Raw genomic sequence first — 19,121 nt, 5'->3', positions numbered from 1 at the left:
GACCGCGACACTAACGGTCACGAACGGGCCACCTCCACCATCTCGAAGTCCGACTTCGCCGCGCCACAATCCGGGCAGCTCCAGTCCTCCGGGATGTCGTCCCAGCGGGTGCCCGGCGCGATGCCGTCTTCCGGCCACCCCTTGGCCTCGTCGTACTCGAACCCGCACTGCACGCAGACGAACATTCTGTAATCACTCACTGCTTCACTCCTACCTCTTCGAAATCGACCTTCTCGCGTACTGCGCAATCCGGGCAGCACCAATCCTCGGGGATGTCCTCGAACAGCGTTCCGGCCGGAAACCCCTCCCGCGGAGCACCTTTCGCCTCGTCGTACACGTAGTCACAGCCGGCACAGCGGAACGCGCTCACGCCCGCGCTCCGTACTTGGCCAGCACCCGGTCGCGCACCCGCGGATGGATGTTCACCCGGGTGATGTCGCCGTCGTAGTGGTCCAGAACCCGGTGATCCATCACGCGCCGCCACAGCGGCGGGAAGTACGTCAGCGCGATCATCGACGCGTAGCCGCTCGGCAGGTTCGGAGCACCCTCCATGCTGCGCAGCGTCTGATAGCGGCGGGTCGGGTTGGCGTGGTGATCGCTGTGGCGCTGCAGGTGGTACAGGAACAAGTTCGTCACGATGTGATCGGAGTTCCAGCTGTGCGCCGGTGTGCACCGCTCGTAGCGGCCGCTTTCGGTCTTCTGTCGCAGCAGCCCGTAGTGCTCCAGGTAGTTGACCGTCTCGAGCAGGGTGAAGCCGAACACCGCGGAGATGACGACGTACGGGACCAGTGCCACACCGAAGACGGCGATGAGGATGCCGTAGAACACCACCGACATCGCCCATGCGTTCAGCACGTCGTTGGACCAGTGCCACGGGCTCTTGCCGGCTCGACGCAACCGCTTGGCCTCCAGTTCCCAGGAGGACTTCAGGCTGCCCCACACGCTGCGCGGCAGGAATTCCCAGAACGTCTCGCCGAATCGGGCGGAGGCCGGGTCCTCCGGCGTCGCGACCCGCACGTGGTGGCCGCGGTTGTGCTCGATGTAGAAGTGGCCGTACAACGTCTGTGCCAGCGTGACTTTCGACAGCCACCGCTCCAACTCCTCCTTCTTATGGCCCATTTCGTGCGCAGTGTTGATACCGACACCGCCGAGCACGCCCACCGACAACGCCAGCCCGATCTTCGCCGGCCAGCCCAGCCCGCCCTCGAAGCCCAGCCAGCTCAGGTCGGACGCGGTGAACAGGTAGGCGCCCATGATCACGCTGGCGTATTGGAACGGGATGTAGATGTAGGTGCAGTAGCGGTAGTACTTGTCGTTCTCCAGCCGCTCCATCACCTCGTCGGGCGGATTCTGTCCGTCCGGGCCGAACCGCACGTCAAGCGCGGGCAACAGCACGTACAGCAGGATCGGGCCGATCCAGAACGGCACCGCAGCGGCGCCATGCCAGCCCCACTGGTTGAACGCCCACACCAGCGGGAGCATGACGAACAGCGCCGTCGGCGCAATCAACCCCATCAGCCAGAGGTAGCGCTTCTTGTCGCGCCACTGCGCTAGTTCGAGTTCGGACAATTGCGTGGTCACCGGATACCTCCTGAAGTGAGTGCCGTCACGTCTGGACTTGACTATAGAGGCCGTTATGTCGGCTGTCTAGACATCACACCGTCATTTGTAAACCGCTGCAGACCGTTTTCGGCGCGCTAACGATCGCTGAACGACTGTTAGCGCGCCGAAATCGCTGGCTAGGGGGTGGTGGCGGCGGCCCGTTCGCGCTGGGCCAGCATCGAGTGGCGGCGGCCGTAGAGGAAGTAGACGACGACGCCGATGGCCATCCAGATCAGGAAGCGGATCCACGTCAGGCCGGTCAGGTTGAGCATCAGCCAGACGCACGCCACGATCGCCGCGATCGGCAGCACCGGCACCCACGGCGCGCGGAAGCCGCGCGGCAGGTCGGGCCTGGTTCGGCGCAGCACGATCACGCCGGCCGAGACCAACACGAACGCGAACAGCGTGCCGATGTTGACCATTTCCTCGAGCTTGTCGATCGGGAACACCGACGCGGCGATGGCGACCAGAACGCCGACGATCAGCGTGATGCGCACGGGCGTTCCGTGCTTACCGGTCTTCGCCAGCGGTCGCGGCAGCAGTCCGTCGCGGCTCATCGCGAACAGCACCCGGGTCTGCCCGAGCACCAGCACGATCACCACCGTGGTCAACCCCGCCAGCGCGCCGATCGAAATGACCTTCGCGGCCCAATCCACGCCGTTGGCCGAGAACGCAGTCGCCAGGTTGGCATCCTCGCCGGCGTCGCGCAGTTCGGTGTAGGACACCATTCCGGTCAGCACGACGGCCACGGCCACGTAGAGCACCGTGACGATCGCCAGGGAACCGAGGATTCCGCGCGACACGTCGCGCTGTGGGTTGCGGGTCTCCTCGGCGGTGGTGGCCACGATGTCGAAACCGATGAACGCGAAGAACACGATCGACGCGCCTGCCAGCACGCCGTACCAGCCGTAGTTACTGCCTTCGGCTCCGGTCAACAACGAGAACAGGGACTGCTCGGAGCCGCCGCCGCCTTCGCCCGGTTCCGCGGGCGGCACGAACGGCGTGAAATTGGAGGCTTCGATGTAGAAGGCACCGACGATGACGACCAGCAGCACGACCCCGACCTTGATCGCGGTGATCACCAGGCTCACCCCCGCGGACAGCTTGGTGCCCATCGCCAGGATCAGCGTGACGAACGCGATGATCAGCAGCGCGCCCCAATCCACCGAGAACGCGCCGAATTCCGCCGTGCCGCCGCCAAAACCGAAGACCGTGCCCAGATAGCTCGACCAGCCCTTGGCGACCACCGCGGCCGCGACGGCGAACTCGAGGATCAGGTCCCAGCCGATGATCCAGGCGACGAACTCACCGAACGTCGCGTAGGAGAACGTGTAGGCACTGCCCGCCACCGGGACCGTTGAGGCGAACTCCGCGTAGCACAGCGCCGCCAGGCCGCAGGCGATCGCCGCGAACAGGAACGAGATCGAGATGGCCGGTCCGGTGAGATTGCCCGCCGTCGACGCCGTGATGGTGAAGATGCCCGCCCCGATCACGACCGACACCCCGAAAACGGTGAGGTCCCACCAGTTCAGGTCCTTGCGTAATCGGGTGTCCGGCTCATCGGTATCAGCGATCGACTGCTCCACCGATTTGGTCCGCCAGGCCATCAGTTTCGTGTCCTCCCTGGTAGCTACCTCGGGAACGTACCTTGTACTGTCCCCCCATGGGGCGGACTGGAAACCACGCTGTCGTCATCGGCGCCAGCATCGGCGGGCTGTGTGCCGCGCGGGTGCTGTCCGACGTCTACGACCGGGTCACCGTATACGAACGCGACGAACTTCCCGAGGGTCCGGCCAACCGCGCGGCGGTGCCCCAGGGCAGGCACGTGCACCTGCTCATGGCGCGCGGTGCGCAGGAGTTCGAGAGCCACTTTCCCGGCCTGCTCGACGGCATGGTCGCCGACGGTGTGCCGATCCTGGAGAACCGCCCCGACTGCATCCACTTCGGCGCCGCGGGCCACGTGCTGGGCACCCAGCACACACTCCAGGACGAGTTCACCGCCTACGTGCCCAGCCGCCCACAACTCGAATGGCAGATCCGGCGCCGCGTGCAGGCGATCGAGAACGTCGACATCGTGCGCGCGAACGTGACCGAACCGACCTACGACGCCGGCAGGCAGCAGGTGACCGGAGTCCTGCTCGACGACGGCGCCGTGGTGTCCGCCGATCTGGTCATCGACGCCACGGGCCGCGGCACCCGGCTGCCGGTGTGGTTGGAGAAGTGGGGTTACCAACGCCCCCGTGAAGACACCGTCGACGTCGGCATCGCCTACTCGAGCCAGCGCGTGCAGGTGCCCGACGGCCTGCTCGCCGAGAAGGTCGTCGTGGCCGGTGCATCCGATGCACAGCCGGTTGGGGTGGGGATGCTGTTCTACGAGGACGGCGTCTGGAACGTCACGACCTTCGGCGTCGGAAAGGTCGAGCCGCCACAGAATTTCGCTCAGATGTGCGACCTGGCCGACGAGATCCTGCCCGCACACGTCGCCGACGCCCTGCGCCGCGGCACACCAGTGGGCGAGGTGGCGTTCCACAAGTACCCGACCAGTCGCTGGCGCCGCTACGACAAGTTGGACCGCTTTCCCGCCGGCATCCTCCCGTTCGGCGACGCGGTCGTGAGCTTCAACCCCACCTACGGGCAGGGCATGACGATGACGTCGCTGCAGGCGGGTCATCTCAAGCGGGCCCTGCAGTCCGACGACCTGGTCGGCACGTTCACCACGGCGACGGCCAAGAGCACCTTCCCCGTCTGGACGATGAACGCGATCGGCGACCTGACCCTGCATCGGGCCAGCGGGCCGGCGCCACGGTGGTACAAGCCCGTGGGCAACCTCTTCGACCAGTTCCTCGGCGCCGCCGAGACCGATCCTGTTCTCGCCGAATGGTTCCTGCGACGGTTCAGCCTGCTCGACAGCCTCTATATGGTCCCGTCGGCGCGGCTGGTCGGCCGCACGGTCCGGCACAACATGCGGCTCTGGCTCGCCGAAAAGCGCACGGCCAAGCAGCCGGTCGCCGCGCTGCGGTAGCTTCGGTGCCATGAGCGCGGGCCTGTTCGGACTTCTCGACGACGTTGCGGTACTGGCCCGGCTTGCTGCCGCATCGGTCGACGACATCGGCGCGGCGGCCGGGCGCGCGACGGCCAAGGCGGCAGGCGTCGTCGTCGACGACACCGCCGTGACGCCGCAGTACGTGCACGGCCTCGCCGCCGAGCGCGAACTGCCGATCATCAAGCGGATCGCGATCGGATCGCTGCGCAACAAGCTGTTGTTCATCCTGCCCGCCGCGATGCTGCTCAGCCAGTTCGCGCCGTGGCTGCTCACGCCGCTTCTGATGCTCGGCGCGACGTACCTCTGCTACGAGGGCGCGGAAAAGGTCTGGGGCCGCTTCAGCAAACACGGCGGGCACGCCGCCCACAGCGCGCCGGTCACGGCCGCCGGCGAGGACGCCGAGAAGCAGATGGCTGCAGGCGCGATCCGCACGGACTTCATCCTGTCCGCCGAGATCATGGTCATCGCGCTGAACGAGGTGGCCAGCGAGAGCTTCTGGCCCCGCCTGATCATCCTGATCGTGGTCGCGATCGTGATCACGGTCGCGGTCTACGGGGTGGTCGCGGCGATCGTGAAGATGGACGACATCGGCCTTGGCCTCACTCAGCGCGCCTCGCGCTTCGGACAGCGGGTGGGTCGCGGCCTGGTGGCCGGTATGCCCAAACTCCTTGCCGCACTGTCGACTATCGGCACCGTCGCGATGCTTTGGGTCGGCGGCCACATACTGCTCCTCGGCACCGACACGCTCGGCTGGCACGGCCCGTACGGGCTCGTTCACCATGCCGAGGAATGGGTGCACCACGTCGCGGGGGTCGGCGGGGTGCTGGCATGGCTGACCAATACGGCCGCATCGGCGCTCATCGGGTTGATCGTCGGGGCGGTGGTGGTCGCGGTCGTTCACCTGCTGCCGTTCGGCCGCAAGGACCACTAGATACCGACTGTCGCCCTGAACAGTCTGGTCGGATCCTGCGCGACCAGCCGGATGGGCCCGTCGTCGGCCGACACCCATGCCGCCGCGCCGCGCTCCAGCGTCACGCTGCCCGACTTGGCGTGCACCACCGTCGAGCCTTCAGTGCACAGCAGGATCTGGGGGCCGTCGTGGCGGGTCGGCGCATCGATCTCGTGGCCGAGCTGCTCGCCGTCGATGCACAACACCGACACTGCGAATTCCGGTGCCGGTGTGTCGTACACCAGCTCCGTTCCGTCCTTGATGATCTTGGGTCGGATGAGGTGCTCTGTGGCCGGCGTGAAGTCGAGCACGCGCAACAGCTCGGGGACGTCGACGTGCTTGGGTGTGAGCCCGCCGCGCAGAACGTTGTCGGAGTTGGCCATCACCTCGACACCCACGCCCTGCAGATAGGCGTGCAGGTTGCCCGCCGGCAGGTAGATGGCTTCACCGGACTGGAGGCTGATCCGGTTCAGCAGCAGCGACGCCAGCACGCCGGCGTCGCCCGGATAACGCTCGCCGAGTTCGAGCACCGTTCGGGCTTCGGCAGCGAACTCACGCTGGCCCGTGCGGACGTAGTGGATAGCGCCGTCGATCACGGCGGGCACCAGGACGTCGAGATCGGGTTGCGGCAGAGTGATCCACGTGGTGAACAACGCGCGCAGGCCGTCGGCATCGGACTGACCGGACAGCAGGTTGACGAAGGGGTCGAGGTCGGTGACGGCCAGTGCGCGCATCAACTCCACGGTGCGTGCGGCGGGTCGAAAGCCTGCGAGTGCCTCGAATTGTCCCAGCGCGACCAGGATTTCGGGTTTGTGGCTGGGATCGCGGTAGTTGCGGTTCGGCGCCGAGACCGCGAGGCCCATCCTCTCCTCGCGGGCGAAGCCCTCGACGGCCTGCTCGGCGCTCGGATGCGCCTGCAGCGACAGCGGCTCGTCGGCCGCCAGCACCTTGAGCAGGAAGGGCAGTGTGTCGCCGAACCGGCCGCATACCGCCGCGCCCAGCTGACCTTCGGGGTCGTCGCGCAACGCGTCGAGCAGTGACCGCTCCCCCTGGTCTGTCTCGAGGAAGGCCGGATCACCCGGATGCGCGCCGAACCAGAGCTCGGCCTCGGGATGCGCTGTGGGACTGGGTCTTCCAGTGAAATCGGCAATCGCGGTCCGCGAACCCCATGCGTAGGTCCGCACAGCTCCCCGTAGCAAGTGCACTTGTTTAACCTCGAACCAGTCTCAGGTACACGGCCGCCATCTCGATCCGCACGGTCAACATCGTCAGTTGCAGTTCCGGCCGTCCGAACACCGGCGAGCCCACGGCCGCAGGCACGTCACCGGTCGGAAGCGCATCGGGCGTCGCCGGAATGTCTCCGGCGCTGACCACGTCGACGCCGTCGAGCCCGCCCACCCGGGCGGCGACCACCGGCATCTCCGAATCGGTGGTGAGCACCAGGGTGCGGACCCGCCGCGGCTGCGGGCCGTCGATCTCTTCATCGTGGAATATCGACTGTGCGCCGTCCGTCCCCGCCGCACTGCCCATCCCGGCGCGCAACGCCACAAGGGTGTCCGCCAGCCCGACCGCGCAGACCGGGGTGTGCGCGATCCGCAACAGAACCGCGGCGGCATGTCGGGCCAGCGCCAGCGTCGCCGCGTTGTCACCGGCCAGCACGACGTCGCGGTCCGACATCCGCTCGGCCAGCGACTTGGCGGGGTTGGTGAACAGTTCGTGACCGGCACTGTTGCGGAAGGCTTCTGCGTCGAGTTCGTCGGCCATCGATCCCAGGTCCACCCGCAGTCCCGGGTCGACGACCTGCAACACGGCCAGGCCCGCGGCGACGAAGCGGACGAGGCCGAAATCGTCGCGCACCGGCAATCGCGGGGGAAGCGCGACAGACCGGCCCGCGGTGGCGTCCCGCAACGGTCCCTCGTAGGGGGCGATGACGGCCACGCGCGCACCGCGGCGCACCCCGGTGGCGGCGGCCGACACCAGTGCGGGGTCGCCGGAATCGTCACCGGCGATGACCAGGACGTCGAGCGCGCCGATCCACGGGGGCACCTCCGAGACGACGACGATGGGTGCCGCGATCGATCCGCCCAGCGCGGCCGCGAGCAAGGTCCCCGCGGTCTCGGCGTTGCCGCGACCGGCGACCCAGATCACTGTGCGGGGCAGCTGCCCGGACTGCAGCGTCGCCAGCTCTCCCTCTTCGAGCGCGGCGGCGGTGGCCCGTACCTGCGCGCCGGCCATCGACGCCGCACGCAGCAAACCGTCCCGGTCGGCGGCGAGCAGCCCGTCGACATCGTCGAGGTCGACTGTCGCGTGGGTCGAGTTCACATCGCTGCCTCACTGCGGGCGGCGATTTGGGCGGCCACCTGGCCGACGATCTCCTCGACGCCCTCGCCGGTACGGGCTTCGGCGTTGAGCCGCAGCAACGGCTCGGTGTTCGACATTCGGAGGTTGAACCAACTGCCGTCACCCAGGTCCACGGTCACGCCGTCGAGGTGGTCGATGGAGTGGATGCGGCTTCCGAACGCCTTCAGCACATCGTCGACACACCGTTCGGCGTCGGCGACGGTGAAGTTGATCTCGCCCGAGGACTCGTAGCGCTCATAGTCGGCCATCAGATCCGACAGCGGGCGCTGTTGCTCGCCCAGCGCGGCCAGCACGTGAAGCGCGGCCAGCATGCCCGAGTCGGCGCCCCAGAAGTCGCGAAAGTAATAGTGCGCGGAATGCTCGCCACCGAAAATCGCCCCGGTGTCGGCCATCAACGCCTTGATGTAGGAGTGCCCGACGCGCGAGCGCAGCGGGGTGCCGCCGCGTTCGGCCACCAGCTCCGGTACCGCGCGGGAGGTGATCAGGTTGTGGATCACGGTTGCGCCGATCTCTTTACCCAATTCCCGTGCGGCGACCAGGGCGGTCACCGCTGAGGGAGAAACCGGATGCCCCTTCTCGTCGACGACGAAACACCGGTCGGCGTCGCCGTCGAAGGCCAGACCGATGTCAGCGCCGGTCTCGACGACGTACGCCTGCAGGTCAACGAGGTTCGCCGGATCCAGCGGGTTGGCCTCGTGGTTGGGAAATGTGCCGTCGAGCTCGAAGTACAACGGCTCCACCGTGATCGACGGAATCGCGCCGAACACCGCGGGTGCGGTGTGGCCGGCCATGCCGTTGCCCGCATCGACGGCGATCTTCAGCGGTCGCATCTCGGCAAGGCTGACCAGCGACCGCAGGAACTCGCCGTAGTCGGCGAGCACATCGCGGTCGGTCGTCGTGCCGGGTGAGCCGTCGTGGGTCGGCACACCCGCGATGACCTCGGCGCTGACGGCGGACAGGCCGGTGTCCTTGCCCACGGGTTTGGCGCCGGCACGGCACAGCTTGATGCCGTTGTAGGCGGCCGGGTTGTGGCTCGCGGTGAACATGGCGCCGGGGCAGTCCAGTAGGCCCGACGCGAAATACAGCTGATCAGTCGACGCCAACCCGATGCGTATGACATCGAGGCCCTGAGCGGCGACGCCGTCGCCGAAGGCCGTCGCAAGCGACGGTGAGCTGGCGCGCATGTCGTGGCCGATCACCACCTGAGTCGCGCCCTCGTCGCGCATCAGGCGGGCGAATGCGCCGCCGACGTCGGCGACGAATGCCTCGTCGATCTCCTCACCGACCAGCCCGCGCACGTCATACGCCTTGATGACGCGGTGGACCGCAGCGGCAGGCCGTGACATAGGACTCCTTGCGAAGGGGACGTTGGCGCCAGCCTAACCGTCGGTCGCGCAGTGCAGGCCGACTAGTCACAGCCGATTGCCGGGAGTTGACGAAGTACTAATCGCCCGGGTCGGGCAACACGCGCAGGTGGCCGCGCCTGCGGCCGTTGGTCTCTGGCCGGCGGGCGGGCGGAGCCATCAGTGCGCCGCCGGGAGCGCCGGTGACGGGGTCGGAAAAGCCTGCGGCCACGCCGTTGACCGGCGGGGCGACGTCGCGGCCTTCCCGCACCGCATCGGCCAGTGCCACCAAATCGTCTTCATCGGGATGCGCGGGCAGCGGCCCCGCATGGCGAACGAGTTCCCAGCCGCGGGGAGCGGTGACGCGGCCGGCATGAACCACGCACAGATCCCACGAGTGCGGTTCGGACACCGTGGCCAGTGGACCCACGACGGCCGTCGAGTCGGCGTAGACGAAGGTCAACGTCGCGACCGCATAGTGGGGGCACCCGGGCCGACAGCAGCGACGGGGAACGTTCACGCTGGGAAGGCTATCGTGCGGAAACGTCCACAGGCGCCGGACACGCGCAGCCACGGGACCGCCGATCCCCAACCGTTACGATCTTTGCGTGCTCGAGCGTCGACGCCCGCGATCGCGCCGCGGCCGGGAGATGCGTGGGCCATTGCTTCCCGCCACCGTTCCCGGCTGGCGCAGCAGGGCCGAGCGGTTCGACATGGCGGTGCTGGAGGCTTATGAGCCGATCGAGCGCCGCTGGCAGGACCGTCTGTCGTCGCTCGACGTTGCGGTCGACGAAATTCCCCGCATCTCGCCGAAAGATCCCGACAGTGTGCAGTGGCCGCCCGAGGTGGTCGCCGACGGCCCCATCGCGTTGGCCCGGCTGATACCGGCGGGCGTCGATGTCCGAGGAAACGCGACCCGGGCACGAATTGTGTTGTTTCGCAAACCGATTGAGCGACGGGCCAAGGATACCGTCGAGCTCGCTGAATTGTTGCATGAAGTGTTGGTGGCTCAGGTCGCCACATACTTGGGCGTCGAGCCGTCCGTCATCGACCCGACGATCGACGACGAGTGATCCCCGCTGCCTAGATGATGCCGCGCTTGAGGCGACGGCGCTCGCGCTCAGAGAGCCCGCCCCAGATGCCGAAGCGCTCGTCATGGGCCAGGGCGTACTCCAGGCACGCGTCGCGCACGTCGCAGCCCAGGCAGATCCGCTTGGCCTCGCGGGTCGAGCCACCCTTCTCGGGGAAGAACGCCTCCGGGTCGGTCTGCGCGCACAGCGCCTTCTCTTGCCAGAGTTCGTCCTCCGGCGTCAAGGCCGGCACTGCCGATGTTGCTGGCGCCACATCAATAGGAGCGGGCACAAGACTTAGCTGAGGACGCCGCGGCGTCTCGAGCGGTGCCGGTCCGATATTGGTGTGCGGCGCATTGTCTACTGAGTCGATCAGCCGATTGTCAAACCGGAAGACATGATCGAAATCGCTGTACTCAAAAGACATTCTCCGCCTCCTCACCTGGTGTCGTTACTGCAAAAATGGAGCCCCACTATTGTTCTGTGCGGCCATCTCGATTCGAACATATGATCGAATCTCGGTCTGCGACACCGAAACCGGCCGGCCAACCGCGAAATGACACTGGTGTGATTACACACGCGTTAGCTGCCGGGGTCAAGCGCTGGAACAGAAATTCATACCATTCCGTGACCGGATTTCGGCGCGTCGTCACATCGGCGTGTCCGTCACATGATCAGCCTGATGCTCCCGCCGGGGAAAGACGGCCTAATGTCGGTGCTTGTGAAGGTCACGGTTCTCGTCGGCGGCGTAGGTGGCGCCCGGTTCCTGTTGGGCGTGCAACACCTGTTGGGGCTGGGGCAGTTTGGCACCGCGGACGTGAGGAGCGATGAAGGCACCGCGGACGCGAGGAGCGATGAAGGCACCGCGGACGTGAGGAGCGATGAAGGCACCGCGGAGGCGGAACATCAGCTGACGGCCGTGGTCAATGTCGGCGATGACGCCTGGATGTTCGGCGTGCGGATCTGCCCGGACCTCGACACGTGCATGTACACCCTGGGCGGCGGTATCGATGCCGACCGCGGGTGGGGTCACCGCAACGAAACCTGGCATGCCAAGGAGGAACTCGCCGCGTACGGCGTGCAACCCGACTGGTTCGGGCTCGGCGATCGCGACCTGGCGACCCATCTCGTGCGCAGTCAGATGCTGCGTGCGGGATATCCGCTGTCGGAGGTCACCGAAGCGTTGTGCCACAGGTGGAATCCCGGCGCGCGACTGGTGCCCGCAAGCGACGACCGCAGCGAAACGCATGTCGTCATCACCGATCCCGACACCGGCGAGAAGCGTGCGATCCACTTTCAGGAGTGGTGGGTTCGCTATCGAGCTCAAGTAGAGACTCACAGTTTCGCGTTCGTGGGCGCGGACAACGCCACCGCGGGACCGGGGGTCACCGAGGCGATCGAGACCGCCGACGTGGTGCTGGTGGCGCCATCCAATCCGGTGGTGAGCATCGGTTCGATACTGGCCATACCCGGTATCCGCGGCGCTCTGCGTTCGAGCGCGGCCCGGGTGATCGGCTACTCCCCCATCGTGGCGGGAAAGCCGTTGCGCGGCATGGCCGACGAGTGTCTTTCCGTCATCGGCGTGGACAGCACTTCCGAAGCCGTCGGCAACCACTACGGCGGCCGCGCCGGCACCGGAATCCTCGACGGTTGGCTGATCCACGAAGGCGACCGCGCCGAGGTCGAGGGCGTGGAGGTGCGTACGGTTCCCCTGTTGATGAAGGATCCGGCGACGACGGCCGAAATGGTGCGCGCCGGACTCGAATTGGCCGGGGTGAAGCCGTGACCGAACACGGTTCCGCGGCGGCGGTCGAACTGCTCCCAGTGCCCGGACTGCCCGAGTTCCGGCCCGGTGACGATCTCGCGGCGGCCGTCGCGGCGGCGGCGCCATGGTTACGCGACAACGACATTCTGGTTGTCACCAGTAAGGTGATGTCGAAGTGCGAGGGTCGAATCGTCGATGCGCCGATCGATCCCGAGGAACGCGATACGTTGCGGCGCAAGCTGATCGATGCCGAAGCCATTCGGATACTTGCCCGCAAGGGCCGCACACTGATCACCGAGAACGCGATCGGGTTGGTGCAGGCGGCGGCGGGGGTGGACGGCTCGAACGTCGACTCCGCCGAACTGGCCCTGCTGCCCGTCGATCCCGACGCCAGTGCAGCGGCGCTCCGGTCGGCGTTGCGCGAGCGTCTCGGCGTGAGCGTCGGCGTCGTCGTCACCGACACCATGGGCCGGGCATGGCGCAACGGCCAGACCGACGTCGCCATCGGGTCGTCGGGACTGACGGTGCTGCACGGCTACGGGGGCTCGCACGACCGGCACGGCAACGAGTTGGTGGTGACCGAGATCGCGGTTGCCGACGAGATCGCCGCCGCCGCCGATCTCGTGAAGGGCAAATTGACCGACATTCCGGTCGCGGTGGTGCGCGGCCTGACCCTCGACGACGACGGCTCCACCGCACGCACTCTGGTGCGGGCCGGCGAGGAGGACCTGTTCTGGTTGGGCACTGAGGAGGCGATCGCGCTGGGCCGCAGTCAGGCTCAACTGCTGCGCCGGTCGGTGCGCCGATTCTCCGACGAGCCCGTGGCGGCTGAACTCGTCGAGTCCGCCGTCGCCGAAGCGCTGACGGCACCGGCGCCGCACCACACCCGGCCGGTGCGGTTCGTGTGGATACAGGATGCCGACACGCGGCGTGCGCTGCTGGATCGCATGAAGGACAAGTGGCGGGCAGACCTGGCGAGTGACGGTAGGCCCGCCGATGCGGTGGAGCGCCGCGTGTCCCGCGGTCAGATCCTCTACGACGCACCCGAACTCGTCGTCCCGTTCATGGTCCCCGACGGCGCGCACAGCTACCCCGACGCCGAGCGCACCGCAGCGGAGCACACCATGTTCACCGTCGCGGTCGGGGCGGCAGTCCAAGCGCTTCTGGTCGCGCTGGCGGTGCGCGGTGTCGGCAGCTGCTGGATCGGGTCGACGATCTTCGCCGCAGATCTGGTGCGTGACCAGCTCGACGTGCCCGGCGATTGGGAACCGTTGGGCGCCATCGCCATCGGATATCCCGACGAGCCGGCGGGGCCGCGTGACCCGGTGCCGACCGACAGCCTGCTGGTGCGCAGGTGAGCCTGCACGCATCGGCTGTCGAGATGCTGACGGCGTGGGATACGCCCGATCCCACGCAGGATTCGCTGCGTCACGCGGTGCTCGCCTTTCTGGCCGCACGCCCCGACGGTTGCTTGCGTGAGTGCCTGCCCGGACACGTCACCGGATCGGCACTCGTCGTCGACGACACGGGCACGCGGACCCTGCTGACGCTGCACCCGCGGTTCGGCCGGTGGCTGCAGCTCGGCGGCCATTGCGAGGCCACTGACGACGACATCGTCGCAGCCGCGCTGCGTGAAGCGGTCGAAGAGTCCGGGGTCGACGGGCTGACCGCCGATCCGGCGCTGGCCGCGCTGCACGTGCATCCGGTGACGTGTTCGCTCGGCGTGCCGACGCGCCACCTCGACATGCAGTTCATCGTGCGGGCGCCTGCGGGCGCCGACATCCGGGTCAGCGACGAGTCGTTGGACCTGCGTTGGTGGCCGCTCGACGCGCTCCCGGAGGGCTCCGACTTCGGCCTCACCCAGTTGGCGAGCGCCGCGCGGGCAAGACTCTAGACGTCGGTCGAGTAGCGGATGCCGCCGTCGGGGATCGTGACTCCCGGCCACACCCGCGCCCCACGCAGCAGTTCGCATCGTGCGCCGATGTCGGCACCGTCGCCGATCACGCCGTCGCGGATCAGGGCCCGTGGTCCGATGCGGGCGCCGAAGCCGATGATCGAGCGCTCGATGACCGCGCCTGCCCCGACACGTGCACCGTCGAAGATCACCGCGCCGTCAAGCCTTGCGCCACCGGCAATCTCGGCGCCACGGCCGACGACAGTGCCGCCGATCAGCAGTGCACCCGGAGCGACGCTGGCCCCGTCGTGCACCAGCATCTCGCCGCGCTGGTGGCCCAGCGCGGGAGACGGCGCGATGCCGCGGACCAAGTCGGCCGAGCCGCGCACGAAGTCGTCGGGCGTGCCCATGTCGCGCCAGTACGACGCATCGACGAAGCCGCACACCTTCAAGCCGTCCGCGAGCAGGCCCGGGAAGACCTCGCGTTCCACCGACAGGTTGCGGCCCTTCGGTATCTGGTCGATCACCGAGCGCTTGAACACATAGCAACCGGCGTTGACCTGATCGGTCGGCGGATCCTGCGTCTTCTCCAGGAACGCCGTCACCGACCCGTCGGCGTCGGTGGGCACACACCCGAATGCGCGCGGGTCCCCGACACGCACCAGGTGCAGTGTCACGTCGGCGTCGCGCTCCTCATGGCTGTCCAGCAGCGCCCGCAGATCGGCGCCGGACAGCACATCGCCGTTGAACACCAGCGCGGTGTCGTAGCGCAGTTTCGACGCCACGTTCGCGATGCCGCCGCCGGTGCCCAGCGGCTCGTCCTCCACGACGTAGTCGATCTGCAGACCCATCTTCGAGCCGTCGCCGAACTCCGACTCGAAGACTCCGGCCTTGTACGAGGTGCCCAGCACGACGTGCTCGATCCCGGCATCGGCGATGCGCGACAGCAGATGGGCCAGAAACGGCAGGCCGGCCGTCGGCAGCATCGGCTTGGGCGCCGAGAGCGTCAGCGGCCGCAGCCGCGTGCCGAGGCCGCCGACGAGTACGACGGCGTCCACTTCTGCTGGATTCACGCTGGCCGTCCTTTCGCCCGGTTACGCCTCGACTTGCGAACCACCAGACCCGCCCGTGCGGCGAGGGCGGCCCTCATCGACCACCGCAGTGGCGCCTGCCACCGCTTCGGATATCGATCCGCGAGGAAAGTGTAGGTGCTCGTGTGATGGGCAGCCAAGTTGCGGGCCGGATCGCGGCCCGTGGCGTGTCCCTTGTCGTGCAAAATCTCCGCCGTCGGCACATAGATGTTCTGCCAACCCGCGCGTGAGAGACGATCTCCCAGGTCGACGTCCTCCATGTACATGAAATAGCGCTCGTCGAAGCCCGAGATCTCCTCGTAGGCAACCCTGCGCAGCAACAAGCACGATCCGGAAAGCCAGCCCACCGGACGTTCGCTGGGTTCCTGCCGCTCCTGGCGGTACTCGGCTGTCCACGGGTTGTTCTTCCACACTGGTCCGACGACAGCGTGCATGCCGCCGCGGACCAGGCTCGGCTGATGGCGCGCCGATGGATACACCGAACCGTCCGGGTCGCGGATCAGCGGCCCGAGCGAGCCGGCCCGGGGCCAGCGCGCCGCCGCTTCGAGCATGATGTCGATGCTGCGTGGACCCCACTGCACGTCGGGGTTGGCGACGATGAAGAAGTCGGAATAATCCGAGTCCCTCAGGTACTCCTCGACGGCCCGGTTCACCGCGGTGCCGTAGCCGAGATTGGCGCCGGTGCGCAGCAACCGGGCGTACGGGTAGCGCTCCAGCGCCTCTTCGGGGGCGCCGTCGATCGACCCGTTGTCGGCCATGATCACCGTCACCGGCCGCTCGGTGGCATGCGACAGCGAGGCCAGGAACCGGTCGAGATGCGGCCCCGGTGAGTACGTCACCGTTATGACAACCAGTTCGTCACTCACGGCGTTGAGGGTAGCGGGCCGTTCGAGCCGTGTGCCTCGAGCGCATCCCGTAGCGCCGCCCGCCACGGCCGCAACGGGGTCAGCCCGGCCGCCGCGGAGCGCTCGCCGGACAGCACCGAGTACGGCGGCCGAGGCGCGGGCCGCGGGTGCCGGTCGCTGCCGACGGGCCTGACCCGGTCCGGATCGGCGCCGACCTCCTCGAACACCGCCCGGGCCATGTCGTAGCGGCTGGCCGCGCCGACATTGACGGCGTGCAGCACCGGCCCCCGGACACGACCGTCGGCCACCTCGAGCAGCGCGCCCACCAGATCACCGACGTAGGTCGGCGACCCGATCTGGTCGGCCACGACGTCGACCTGCCCGTCGCCCGCGGCCTTCGCGCGCATCACCGCCGCGAAGTCCGATCCGTCGCCGCCCTCGTAGACCCATGCCGTCCTGACGATGTGCGCATCGGGCAGCGCGGCAAGGACCGCGACCTCGCCCGCCAGCTTGGTGCGGCCGTAGGCACTGGTTGGGCCGGTCTGGTCATCGATCTCGTACGGATGCCGCTGCGAGCCAGAGAAGACGTAGTCGGTGGAGATGTGGATGAGCCGAGCCCCGACACGACCGCACGCCTGCGCGAGGTTCGCCGGCCCGACGGCGTTGACGGCGTGAGCACGGAGTTCGTCGGTCTCGGCGGCGTCCACCTTGGTGAAGGCGGCGCAGTTGACCACCACGTCCCCGGATTCGATGACGTGGCCTGCCGCCGCCGAGTCGGTGATGTCGAGGTCCGAGGACGTCAGCGCGAGCACCTCACCGCCGTTACCACGCACCCGGTCCGCCAGTACCCGCCCGACCATGCCGCCCGCCCCGCAGATAACGATTCGAACCGGACTCACCGAAGACACGATCACGAGTCTGGCACGCCGACCCGGGCTACCGGGTCTACGCCCTGTCCGCCAGTAGCCTGGGCAGATGCCCGCTCGTCTGCTCCGTGTCGTCGCTGTGTCGGCGGCTTTGGCGATCGTCGTCGGTACGGGGGTGGCGTGGGGCAAGATCCGCTCGTTCGAATCGGGCATCAACCACATCTCGCCGATCGCGTTGGGTGAAGGCGGCGAGGACGGTGCGATCGACGTGTTGCTCGTGGGTATGGACAGCCGCACCGATGCGCATGGCAACCCGCTGTCGGCTGAGGAGTTGGCCACGCTGCGGGCCGGCGACGACGTCGCCACCAACACCGACACGATCATCTTGATCCGCATCCCCAACAGCGGGAAGTCGGCCACGGCCATCTCGATCCCGCGCGACTCCTACGTGGAGGCGCCGAGCGTGGGCAAGATGAAGATCAACGGCGTCTACGGCTCGGCCCATTTCGAGAAGAAGACCGAGCTCGTCGAGCAGGACGGCATGGACCCGGTGGCGGCCGAACCGCAGGCCGCCGAGGCAGGCCGCGAGGCGCTGATCAAGACGGTGGCGAACTTGACCGGCGTGACGGTCGACCACTACAGCGAAATCGGGCTGCTTGGCTTTGCGCTGATCACCGACGCGCTGGGCGGTGTCGACGTCTGCCTCAAAGACGCTGTCTACGAACCGCTTTCGGGTGCCGACTTCCCGGCCGGCTGGCAGAAGCTCGACGGCCCACAGGCATTGAGCTTCGTGCGGCAGCGCCACGATCTGCCTCGCGGCGACCTCGACCGGGTGACCCGCCAGCAGGCGGTGATGGCGTCCCTTGCACACGAGGTGATCTCCAGCAAGACGCTGTCGAGTCCCGCCACGCTGGACCGGTTGCAACAGGCCGTCCAGCGCTCGGTGGTGCTGTCCGACGGCTGGGACGTCATGGAATTCGCCGAACAGTTGCAGAAGCTCGCCGCGGGCAACGTCGCGTTCGCCACCATCCCCGTGCTGCAGGAGAACGGCTGGAGTGACGACGGGATGCAGTCCGTCGTGCGGGTCGACCCGATCGCGGTCAAGGAGTGGGTCGACAGCCTGCTGCACGATCAGGACGAGGGTAAGACCGAGGAACTCGCCTACACCCCCGACAAGACCACCGCCGACGTCGTCAACGCCACCGACATCAACGGGTTGGCCGCCGCGGTGTCGGCGGTGCTCACCAACAAGGGCTTCACTCCCGGTGCCACCGGCAACAACGAGGGCGGCCCGGTCACCGGAAGCCAGGTGATGGCGGCGAAAACCGACGACCTCGGCGCGCAGGCGGTTGCCAAGGAACTCGGCGGCCTGCCCGTCGTCGAGGACCCCGCTGTGGTGCCGGGCACGGTGCGGGTGGTGCTGGCAGGTGACTACACCGGGCCGGGCTCCGGTCTCGATGGCACCGACCCGATGCTGACCACCGCCGACAATGTCGCCGCGACCGGACCCGCCGAGGGCGAACCGATTCAGTCGCCGATCATCACCGCCGGATCCACCGACCCCGAGTGCGTCAACTAGTCGTGACGGTCAGTTCGGCGATCCTCGACCCGCTGATGGCGTCCGATCCCGCGGGGCCGCGTATCACCTATTACGACGACGCCTCGGGCGAGCGCATCGAATTGTCCACGGCCACTCTGGCGAACTGGGCGGCCAAGACCGCGAACCTGTTGCGAGACGAGTTGGGCGCCGGGCCGTCGAGCCGGGTCGCGGTGCTCTTACCCGCGCACTGGCAGACCGCGGCGGTGTTGTTCGGCGTCTGGTGGATCGGCGCGGAGGTGGTCCTCGGCGGTGAGACCGCCGACGTCGCGCTGTGCACCGTCGACCGGCTGGCCGACGCCGACGAGGCTGTCGGCATGGGTGAGGTCGCCGTGCTGTCGCTGGACCCGTTCGGCAAGTCCGTCCCCGATCTGCCTGTGGGCGTAACGGATTACGCGACTGCGGTGCGGGTGCACGGCGACCAGATCGTCCCCGAACGCCACCCCGGTACCGCATTGGACGGCCGGTCCGTCGACGAAGTGCTCACCGGCGCGCGGCAATCCGCCGAAGCTCAGGGTGTCACCGGCCGCGACCGCGTGCTGTCGAGCGCTTCATGGAGCACTGCCGACGAGCTCACCGACAACCTGCTGGCGATCTTCGCCGTCGGCGCATCCCTTGTGCAGGTTGCCAATCCCGATGAGGCGGCCCAGGATCGCCGTAGGCAGACGGAGAAGGTCACCCGCGGCTAGCTCGGA

At 67.8% G+C, this 19,121-nt stretch carries 20 protein-coding genes; 8 read left to right on the top strand and 12 right to left on the bottom strand.

Features of this window, described 5'->3' with window-relative positions:
* Positions 1 to 17: 17 nt before the first annotated feature.
* The 4 genes from N4S67_RS21225 to N4S67_RS21210 form a co-directional block, all read right to left on the bottom strand.
* Positions 18 to 200 (bottom strand): rubredoxin, encoded by a 183-nt coding sequence (locus N4S67_RS21225; protein WP_260994994.1) that lies wholly within the window; start codon positions 198 to 200, stop codon positions 18 to 20.
* Positions 197 to 370, bottom strand: a complete 174-nt coding sequence (locus N4S67_RS21220; RefSeq protein ID WP_260994993.1) for a rubredoxin — start codon at positions 368 to 370, stop codon at positions 197 to 199. Before N4S67_RS21220 ends, N4S67_RS21225 begins: the two co-directional genes overlap by 4 nt.
* Positions 367 to 1,515: an alkane 1-monooxygenase gene (locus tag N4S67_RS21215; RefSeq protein ID WP_260995283.1), complete on the bottom strand. Its 1,149-nt coding sequence runs from the start codon at positions 1,513 to 1,515 to the stop codon at positions 367 to 369. Before N4S67_RS21215 ends, N4S67_RS21220 begins: the two co-directional genes overlap by 4 nt.
* A 224-nt stretch (positions 1,516 to 1,739) precedes the next feature.
* Positions 1,740 to 3,209: an amino acid permease gene (locus N4S67_RS21210; RefSeq protein WP_260994992.1), complete on the bottom strand. Its 1,470-nt coding sequence runs from the start codon at positions 3,207 to 3,209 to the stop codon at positions 1,740 to 1,742.
* A gap of 56 nt (positions 3,210 to 3,265) precedes the next feature.
* Here N4S67_RS21210 and N4S67_RS21205 point away from each other — a divergent pair, with 56 nt between their 5' ends.
* Positions 3,266 to 4,624 (top strand): FAD-dependent oxidoreductase, encoded by a 1,359-nt coding sequence (locus N4S67_RS21205; protein ID WP_260994991.1) that lies wholly within the window; start codon positions 3,266 to 3,268, stop codon positions 4,622 to 4,624.
* Between the two features lie 10 nt (positions 4,625 to 4,634).
* Positions 4,635 to 5,576: a DUF808 domain-containing protein gene (locus N4S67_RS21200; RefSeq protein ID WP_260994990.1), complete on the top strand. Its 942-nt coding sequence runs from the start codon at positions 4,635 to 4,637 to the stop codon at positions 5,574 to 5,576.
* Here the strand turns inward: N4S67_RS21200 and manA are convergent.
* The 4 genes from manA to N4S67_RS21180 all read right to left on the bottom strand — a co-directional run bounded on the left by manA (position 5,573) and on the right by N4S67_RS21180 (position 9,818).
* Positions 5,573 to 6,799, bottom strand: a complete 1,227-nt coding sequence (gene manA, locus N4S67_RS21195) for a mannose-6-phosphate isomerase, class I (protein ID WP_260994989.1) — start codon at positions 6,797 to 6,799, stop codon at positions 5,573 to 5,575. The two genes, N4S67_RS21200 and manA, sit on opposite strands and share 4 nt — an antisense overlap.
* A gap of 4 nt (positions 6,800 to 6,803) precedes the next feature.
* Positions 6,804 to 7,916, bottom strand: coding sequence for a TobH protein (locus N4S67_RS21190; protein WP_260994988.1), 1,113 nt, complete (start codon positions 7,914 to 7,916; stop codon positions 6,804 to 6,806).
* Positions 7,913 to 9,301: a phosphomannomutase/phosphoglucomutase gene (locus N4S67_RS21185; protein WP_260994987.1), complete on the bottom strand. Its 1,389-nt coding sequence runs from the start codon at positions 9,299 to 9,301 to the stop codon at positions 7,913 to 7,915. Before N4S67_RS21185 ends, N4S67_RS21190 begins: the two co-directional genes overlap by 4 nt.
* A gap of 97 nt (positions 9,302 to 9,398) precedes the next feature.
* Entirely contained in the window at positions 9,399 to 9,818 is a 420-nt protein-coding gene (locus N4S67_RS21180) for a DUF3499 domain-containing protein (protein ID WP_260994986.1), read from the bottom strand.
* A 130-nt stretch (positions 9,819 to 9,948) separates the two neighbouring features.
* Between N4S67_RS21180 and N4S67_RS21175 the strand changes: the two genes are divergently transcribed.
* Positions 9,949 to 10,371, top strand: a complete 423-nt coding sequence (locus N4S67_RS21175) for a metallopeptidase family protein (protein ID WP_260995282.1) — start codon at positions 9,949 to 9,951, stop codon at positions 10,369 to 10,371.
* Between the two features lie 10 nt (positions 10,372 to 10,381).
* Here N4S67_RS21175 and N4S67_RS28075 read toward each other — a convergent pair whose 3' ends face one another.
* Complete coding sequence (locus N4S67_RS28075) at positions 10,382 to 10,795, bottom strand: WhiB family transcriptional regulator (protein WP_390893464.1); 414 nt, start codon at positions 10,793 to 10,795, stop codon at positions 10,382 to 10,384.
* A 294-nt stretch (positions 10,796 to 11,089) separates the two neighbouring features.
* Here N4S67_RS28075 and cofD point away from each other — a divergent pair, with 294 nt between their 5' ends.
* Genes cofD through N4S67_RS21155 form a run of 3 tightly spaced genes read left to right on the top strand, consistent with a single transcriptional unit; the run spans position 11,090 to position 14,027 of the window.
* Positions 11,090 to 12,154 (top strand): 2-phospho-L-lactate transferase, encoded by a 1,065-nt coding sequence (gene cofD, locus N4S67_RS21165; RefSeq protein ID WP_260995280.1) that lies wholly within the window; start codon positions 11,090 to 11,092, stop codon positions 12,152 to 12,154.
* Positions 12,151 to 13,491: a coenzyme F420-0:L-glutamate ligase gene (locus tag N4S67_RS21160; protein ID WP_260994985.1), complete on the top strand. Its 1,341-nt coding sequence runs from the start codon at positions 12,151 to 12,153 to the stop codon at positions 13,489 to 13,491. Before cofD ends, N4S67_RS21160 begins: the two co-directional genes overlap by 4 nt.
* On the top strand, positions 13,488 to 14,027 hold the full coding sequence (locus N4S67_RS21155; protein WP_260994984.1) for an NUDIX hydrolase: 540 nt from the start codon (positions 13,488 to 13,490) through the stop codon (positions 14,025 to 14,027). The genes N4S67_RS21160 and N4S67_RS21155 overlap by 4 nt, the downstream gene beginning before the upstream one ends.
* On the opposite strand, the gene N4S67_RS21150 is transcribed toward N4S67_RS21155, so the two are convergent.
* From N4S67_RS21150 to rfbD, 3 genes are read right to left on the bottom strand one after another with little or no spacing between them, the layout of a single operon-like run.
* Positions 14,024 to 15,100: an NDP-sugar synthase gene (locus tag N4S67_RS21150; protein ID WP_260994983.1), complete on the bottom strand. Its 1,077-nt coding sequence runs from the start codon at positions 15,098 to 15,100 to the stop codon at positions 14,024 to 14,026. The genes N4S67_RS21155 and N4S67_RS21150 overlap by 4 nt on opposite strands.
* Positions 15,097 to 15,984, bottom strand: coding sequence for a glycosyltransferase family 2 protein (locus N4S67_RS21145; protein WP_260994982.1), 888 nt, complete (start codon positions 15,982 to 15,984; stop codon positions 15,097 to 15,099). The genes N4S67_RS21150 and N4S67_RS21145 overlap by 4 nt, the downstream gene beginning before the upstream one ends.
* A complete protein-coding gene (rfbD, locus tag N4S67_RS21140) occupies positions 15,981 to 16,823 on the bottom strand; it encodes a dTDP-4-dehydrorhamnose reductase (RefSeq protein WP_260995279.1) in 843 nt (280 codons plus the stop codon). The genes N4S67_RS21145 and rfbD overlap by 4 nt, the downstream gene beginning before the upstream one ends.
* Before the next feature lie 115 nt (positions 16,824 to 16,938).
* Here rfbD and N4S67_RS21135 point away from each other — a divergent pair, with 115 nt between their 5' ends.
* Entirely contained in the window at positions 16,939 to 18,408 is a 1,470-nt protein-coding gene (locus N4S67_RS21135; RefSeq protein WP_260994981.1) for an LCP family protein, read from the top strand.
* Positions 18,396 to 19,115: a TIGR03089 family protein gene (locus tag N4S67_RS21130; RefSeq protein ID WP_449288839.1), complete on the top strand. Its 720-nt coding sequence runs from the start codon at positions 18,396 to 18,398 to the stop codon at positions 19,113 to 19,115. The genes N4S67_RS21135 and N4S67_RS21130 overlap by 13 nt, the downstream gene beginning before the upstream one ends.
* Positions 19,116 to 19,121 lie beyond the last annotated feature (6 nt).

The sequence above is a fragment of the Mycobacterium deserti genome (assembly GCF_025345615.1).
Taxonomy (GTDB): Bacteria; Actinomycetota; Actinomycetes; order Mycobacteriales; family Mycobacteriaceae; genus Mycobacterium; species Mycobacterium deserti.
This window is presented reverse-complemented; position numbering and strand designations above follow the sequence as displayed.

What these genes read in the sequence shown, in the direction of transcription:
- N4S67_RS21215 (WP_260995283.1), bottom strand. Translation starts at nt 1,515, where the DNA reads ATGGGGTTGATTGCGCCGACGGCGCTGTTCGTCATGCTCCCGCTGGTG.
- N4S67_RS21210 (WP_260994992.1), bottom strand. Translation starts at nt 3,209, where the DNA reads ATGGCCTGGCGGACCAAATCGGTGGAGCAGTCGATCGCTGATACCGAT.
- N4S67_RS21205 (WP_260994991.1), top strand. Translation starts at nt 3,266, where the DNA reads ATGGGGCGGACTGGAAACCACGCTGTCGTCATCGGCGCCAGCATCGGC.
- N4S67_RS21200 (WP_260994990.1), top strand. Translation starts at nt 4,635, where the DNA reads ATGAGCGCGGGCCTGTTCGGACTTCTCGACGACGTTGCGGTACTGGCC.
- N4S67_RS21185 (WP_260994987.1), bottom strand. Translation starts at nt 9,301, where the DNA reads ATGTCACGGCCTGCCGCTGCGGTCCACCGCGTCATCAAGGCGTATGAC.
- N4S67_RS21175 (WP_260995282.1), top strand. Translation starts at nt 9,949, where the DNA reads ATGCGTGGGCCATTGCTTCCCGCCACCGTTCCCGGCTGGCGCAGCAGG.
- N4S67_RS28075 (WP_390893464.1), bottom strand. Translation starts at nt 10,795, where the DNA reads ATGTCTTTTGAGTACAGCGATTTCGATCATGTCTTCCGGTTTGACAAT.
- rfbD (WP_260995279.1), bottom strand. Translation starts at nt 16,823, where the DNA reads ATGGTCGGGCGGGTACTGGCGGACCGGGTGCGTGGTAACGGCGGTGAG.
- N4S67_RS21135 (WP_260994981.1), top strand. Translation starts at nt 16,939, where the DNA reads ATGCCCGCTCGTCTGCTCCGTGTCGTCGCTGTGTCGGCGGCTTTGGCG.